The organism is Sphingomonas sp. 2SG, from assembly GCF_005503285.1.
GTDB lineage: Bacteria > Pseudomonadota > Alphaproteobacteria > Sphingomonadales > Sphingomonadaceae > Sphingomonas > Sphingomonas taxi.
On record NZ_SCMZ01000094.1, the window covers coordinates 1 to 5,331 of the forward strand.

At 66.4% G+C, this 5,331-nt stretch carries 6 protein-coding genes; 2 read left to right on the forward strand and 4 right to left on the reverse strand.

The window, feature by feature from the left end; genetic code table 11:
• Positions 1–46: 46 nt before the first annotated feature.
• The 4 genes from FFS23_RS19670 to FFS23_RS19680 all read right to left on the reverse strand — a co-directional run bounded on the left by FFS23_RS19670 (position 47) and on the right by FFS23_RS19680 (position 3,173).
• Complete coding sequence (locus FFS23_RS19670; protein WP_038662102.1) at positions 47–1,243, reverse strand: aspartate aminotransferase family protein; 1,197 nt, start codon at positions 1,241–1,243, stop codon at positions 47–49.
• 113 nt (positions 1,244–1,356) lie between these two features.
• Complete coding sequence (locus tag FFS23_RS19675) at positions 1,357–2,010, reverse strand: sigma-70 family RNA polymerase sigma factor (RefSeq protein WP_038662104.1); 654 nt, start codon at positions 2,008–2,010, stop codon at positions 1,357–1,359.
• A gap of 94 nt (positions 2,011–2,104) precedes the next feature.
• The gene (locus FFS23_RS20250) at positions 2,105–2,242 is read right to left on the reverse strand and encodes a hypothetical protein (protein WP_038662107.1); all 138 of its coding nucleotides are present in this window, start codon (positions 2,240–2,242) and stop codon (positions 2,105–2,107) included.
• 121 nt (positions 2,243–2,363) lie between these two features.
• The gene (locus tag FFS23_RS19680; protein ID WP_038662110.1) at positions 2,364–3,173 is read right to left on the reverse strand and encodes a response regulator; all 810 of its coding nucleotides are present in this window, start codon (positions 3,171–3,173) and stop codon (positions 2,364–2,366) included.
• Between the two features lie 270 nt (positions 3,174–3,443).
• Between FFS23_RS19680 and FFS23_RS20255 the strand changes: the two genes are divergently transcribed.
• The gene (locus tag FFS23_RS20255; RefSeq protein WP_169742539.1) at positions 3,444–3,614 is read left to right on the forward strand and encodes a NepR family anti-sigma factor; all 171 of its coding nucleotides are present in this window, start codon (positions 3,444–3,446) and stop codon (positions 3,612–3,614) included.
• An 8-nt stretch (positions 3,615–3,622) separates the two neighbouring features.
• On the forward strand, positions 3,623–5,215 hold the full coding sequence (locus FFS23_RS19685; protein ID WP_425423967.1) for a sensor histidine kinase: 1,593 nt from the start codon (positions 3,623–3,625) through the stop codon (positions 5,213–5,215).
• Positions 5,216–5,331 lie beyond the last annotated feature (116 nt).

The following is a 5,331-nucleotide window of genomic DNA, read 5'->3' on the forward strand; positions in this document are numbered from 1 at the left end:
TCCACCGGCTGCGCCGGTCCCCTCCCCCTGGCGGGGGAGGACTAGATCAATCGTCGCTGGCCGGTACGAAGACCCGCGCAGCGGCGCTCAGCTTGTCGATACATTCGGCGACATGGGCGTCCTCGATCACCAGCGGCGGCAGGATGCGGACGACGTTCTCGCCGGCTGCGACCAGCAGGAGGCCATGGTTGTCGCGGGCGTGCGCGACGAACTCGCGCGGCTCGACTCCGGCCTTCAGCTTGAGGCCGAGCATCAGCCCCTTGCCGCGCACGCTCTCGAAGACGTGATCGTGGTTGGGGATGAGCTGTTCAAGCGCGCTGCGCAGCCGCTCGCCCATCGCCTCGACATTGGCGAGGAAACCCTCCTCCAACATCACGTCGAGCACCGCCTGCCCCGCCGCCATCGCCAGCGGATTGCCGCCATAGGTCGAACCGTGCGTGCCGATCACCATGCCGCTCGCCGCGCGCTCGGTGGCGAGGCAGGCACCGAGCGGGAAGCCCGCGCCGATCCCCTTGGCGACCGCCATGATATCGGGCTCGATGCCGTAATGCTCATACGCCCACATCTTGCCGGTCCGGCCATAGCCGCACTGGACCTCGTCGAGGATCAGCAGCAGGCCATGCTCGTCGCACGCCTTGCGCAGGCCGGTGATGAATTCGGGCGTGCCGACCGACACGCCGCCCTCGCCCTGGATCGTCTCGACCATGAAGCCCGCGGTGGTGTCGTCGATCAACGCCAGTGCGGCGTCGAGATCGTTGAACGGCGCATAAGCGAAACCGGGCAGCAAGGGCTCGAAGCCGTCGCGCATCTTGGGCTGGTTCGTCGCCGAGATCGCGCCCATCGTCCGCCCGTGGAAGGCGTTGTTGAAGGTGATGATCTTGCTGCGCTCGGGATTGCCGGCGGCATAATGGAAGCGGCGCGCGGTCTTGATCGCGCATTCCACCGCCTCGGTGCCCGAGTTGGTGAAGAACACCGTGTCGGCGAAGCTGTTGGCGACGATCCGCTCGGCCAGCGCCTCGCCCTGCGGCGAACCGTAGAGGTTGCTGACGTGCATCAGCGTCGCCGCCTGTTCGGCGATCGTCTTGACGAGATGCGGATGGCCGTGGCCGAGCGCGTTGACCGCGATGCCCGCCGCCATGTCGAGATAGCGGCTGCCGTCCTCGCTGATGAGATAACAGCCCTCGCCTCGGACCGGACGCACCCCGCACCGCGGATAGACGGGCATCAGGGCGGTAATGGTCACGGGGCATCTCCTCATCTCGAAACGAGAAAGGGCGGCCCTGCACGGACCGCCCGTTCCCTCTTTACCTGTCGGCGTGGTGCCGGGTCAACACCGCGGCGACCGCCCTACGTCGATCAATGACCGCGGCTGAGTTCGTCGACCTCGCCCATGATCGTGTCGAGCGCGGTCTTGTTGACGTCCGTCTCGTGCTCACGACGCGACGGCAGCGATCCTTCGGTCAGGATGGTCTCCAGCGCGACGCGGCCGCGCGCGACGCGGCTCTTGATCGTACCGACCGCCACCTGGCAGATTTCCGCCGCCTCTTCATAGGCGAAGCCGCCAGCGCCGACGAGGATCAGCGCCTCGCGCTGCGGCTGCGGCAGATGCAGCAGCGCGCGCTGCATGTCGCCCAGTTCGACGTGGCGGTCCTGGCTCGCGGGTGCGGCGAGGATACGATCCGCGACCAGATCGTCCCACTCGCCCTTGAACCGCGCGCGGCGCATCTGCGACAGATAGAGGTTGCGCAGGATGATGAAGGTCCAGGCACGCATGTTGGTGCCGGCCTGGAAACGCTGGCGCGCTGCCCATGCCTTGAGCAACGTTTCCTGGACGAGGTCGTCGGCGAGGTCGCGGCTGCCGGACAGCGAGCGACCGAAGGCGCGCAGGTGCGGGATGACCTGCGCCAGCTGTTTCTTGAATTCGGGGTCGGACAGAGCAACGTGCTCGACCGGCGCTACGGGAGCGTCGTCGTCTTCGTAATCGTCGTCACGCGTAGCAGGCTGGGTCATGCAATTCCGTTCAAAGCCGGGGACATCATTGCCGCCTCGGGCAGCAAGATAAGGGTCCGCGCCGGCAAATGCCAGTGAGACGGGCTCGGTCGAATTATCGCAGGATCAGAAAGGCGAAGATCGCGATGACCAGCACGAGCGAGACACCCAGAACGTATCGGGTGACGCCCGGGGTCGCGCCCGCCCGCGCCTCGGTGGTGGTGACATGGACGGGTTCGTTCGGATCAGCCATGGACGTCAAACACACGACATCCGTTTTGGGTCCGTAACTTTATTCGACTTTGCCGCAGTCCGGCGATGATCTGGCGATGCCGACGCGCCGTTCCGGATCGAAACGACGCGTCGGCGTGCCGTCACGCGAGAGCGTTGGGGATGGTCGCCTGATCGAAGAACAGCGCCTGGCTGATCGCGGCCTTCACCGTCGAACGCTGGAACGGCTTGGTGATCAGGAAGGTCGGCTCGGGACGCTCGCCGGTGAGCAGACGCTCCGGGAAGGCGGTGATGAAGATCACCGGCACTTCGAACTCCGCGAGGATGTCCTTCACCGCATCGATGCCCGAGCTGTCGTCGGCGAGCTGGATATCGGCGAGCACCAGACCGGGGCGATCCTCCATCGCCAGCGCGACCGCCTCGTCGCGGGTCACGGCGACGCCGGTCACCTCATGACCGAGGTCGCGGACGATCGTCTCGATGTCCATCGCGATGATCGGCTCGTCCTCGATGATCAGCACGCGCGCGCGGGTCTGCTTCTCGATCTCGGCCAGCGCCTCGGCGACCAGGGTCTCGACCTCGCTGGTGTCGACCTCGATCAGATAGGCGGCGTCCTCGGGGGTGAAGCCTTCCATCGCAGTCAGCAACAGCGCCTGTCGCGACAGCGGCGTCATGCGGGCGAGACGGGCACGGGCGACCGCCTCGGTCCCCTCGGCGTCGCTCTGCGAGGTCTGCTCCTCGCCATCGGCATTGGCCGAGGCCCAGATGCCCTGGAACATACGGTACAGACCAAGGCGCGGATCGACGTCGCGCGGGAATTGATCCGGCGCCGCGACGATCGCCTCCAGCGTGGCGCGGACGTATTTGTCGCCCTGCTGCTGGCTGCCGGTCAGGGCCCGGCCGTAGCGCCGCAGGAAGGGAAGATGCGGTGCGAGTTGCTGTCCAAGCGACATGGGTGGTGATCACTCCCTGAAGAACTGCCCGGATGTCCGGGATCTGAAATATCGAACGGGTGCCTGATCTGTGCGGGCGCCCGCCGCTTTGCAACGATGTTTGTCGAAGAACCCGACCGACCCGTGGGCCCGCGGAAATTTCGCGCGACGATGGAACCATCGAAGGCTAATTTGGTTTCATCGCCGATCGAATGGGTCAGCCGCTCCTGATTTGCGGCTATCATTCGTTGTGCGTCGATTGCCCGGTAGGACCGGGCCACCCAGGGGGACATGTTGGAACTGCCCAGCGACAAGGACACGAAAACGTCTTCCAAAAAGTCTCCTGCCAAGGTTCAGAGCAAGGATCGCGACATGGGCGCGGCACTTCGCTCCGCGTACCAGCGGACGATTGATGAAAGCGTTCCCGACGAAATGCTCGACCTGCTGAACAAGCTCGCCTAGCAGAGGGCATGGCCACACCCTTCGCCGCGGCATCCTCCACCCGACGCGCGGCAATGGCCCCGGTGTCGGCGCTTTCGCGTTTGCCGACGGGCGCCAAGCTGTTCATCACGCTCAGCATAGCGTTGCTGTTGCTGGCGCTGATCGCGATCGGGGCGACGCTGCAGACCGGACGGACCGCGGATGCCGAGGCGCGGGCGCGGCTTCGTATCGCCGCCAACGAGAGTGCGCGCAGCATCGCCATCGAGCTGATCGGCGACATGACCGCGTTGCGCGTCGCGGTGAATGCGCTCCAGGCCGATGCCGGTGATGCGCCGAGTTGTGCGCGGGCGCAGGGTGTGTTCGCGCAACAGGCGACGACGGGCACGCGCTTCTCGATCGTCGATCGCAACGGCCGGCTGCTGTGCGGCGAACCGCTCGACAGCAACGTCTCGATCGACACCAGCACTGCGGTCGGCGCGGCGATCGTTCCCGACAAGGGCCTGATCCTGTCGGTTGCCGGCCCGCGCCGTGGGCCGAGCGCGCGCGTCTTCTTCCCCCGTCCCTTTCTTGCCCGGCTCGCCACGCCGACCAGCCGCGCCGTGCCCCTCGCCAGCGCCCTGGTGCACGACGACACCTCGCTCGACCTCGCCAGCATTCCCGACCTCGGCCCGCTCGATCGCGTCGAGACCGTCGAGACCGACCTCGGCCTCGGCGGCCTGACGCTGCGGACGAGCACGCGCAGCGCGCCGATCACCTCGTCCTTCCTCGTCGCGCTGATGCTGCCACTGTTGATGTGGGCGGCTGCGGCGGGATTGGCATGGTTCATCGTCGACCGGCTGCTGATCCGCCCGCTGCGCCTGCTGCGCGCCAGCGTCGCCTCCTACACGCCGGGTGAAGTGATCGATCCGGGCCAGCTCGGACCGTTGCCGGCGCAGGAGATACGCGAGCTCGGCGACACCTTTCGTGCAATCAGCCGTACCGTCGCGCTGCACGAGGCCGGCCTTGCCGAGGCGGTGGTGCGGCAAACCAAATTGACGCGCGAGGTCCACCATCGCGTCAAGAACAACCTCCAGGTCATTTCCAGCCTGATCAATTTCCACGCGCGCGGTGCGCCGAGCCCCGATGCGACCGCGGCCTATGCCTCGATCCAGCGGCGCGTCGACGCGCTCGCCGTCGTCCACCGCAACCATTTCGCCGAGATGGAGGACAATCGCGGGCTCAACCTGCGTGCGGTGATCGGCGAACTGGCATCGAACATTCGCGCCACCGCGCCCGAAGGCGCGACCAGCCTGTCGATCGCGCTCGACGTCGACCCCTATCTCGTCAATCAGGACGTCGCGGTGGCGGTCGCCTTTCTCGTCACCGAGACGATCGAGCTGGCGATGAATTGCGACCGTGCCGCGCAGATCCGCGTCGCGGTGAAGCCCGGCGACGACGACGCCAAGGCGAAGCTCCGCGTCGTCTCGCGCGCCTTCGTCGCGAGCGAGACGCTGGAGACCTTGCTGTCGACCCGCTACGGCCGGGTGATCGAGGGTCTGTCGCGCCAATTGCGGGCGCCGCTGCACCACGATCCGATGACCGGCGCCTATGAAATCGCCATCGCCGTGCTGGGCCGCGACTGAACGAAAATAATTTCAAACCCGGTCGCTTTTGCACGGAACCAACGATCCGAGGCCGGGTTATGCAATACGGATCGCGACCTTATGCCCCCCCGCTCTCGCGGTCCACGACATAGGCC

What these genes read in the sequence shown, in the direction of transcription:
- FFS23_RS20250 (WP_038662107.1), bottom strand. Translation starts at nt 2,242, where the DNA reads ATGGCTGATCCGAACGAACCCGTCCATGTCACCACCACCGAGGCGCGG.
- FFS23_RS20255 (WP_169742539.1), top strand. Translation starts at nt 3,444, where the DNA reads ATGTTGGAACTGCCCAGCGACAAGGACACGAAAACGTCTTCCAAAAAG.
- FFS23_RS19685 (WP_425423967.1), top strand. Translation starts at nt 3,623, where the DNA reads ATGGCCACACCCTTCGCCGCGGCATCCTCCACCCGACGCGCGGCAATG.
- FFS23_RS19680 (WP_038662110.1), bottom strand. Translation starts at nt 3,173, where the DNA reads ATGTCGCTTGGACAGCAACTCGCACCGCATCTTCCCTTCCTGCGGCGC.
- FFS23_RS19675 (WP_038662104.1), bottom strand. Translation starts at nt 2,010, where the DNA reads ATGACCCAGCCTGCTACGCGTGACGACGATTACGAAGACGACGACGCT.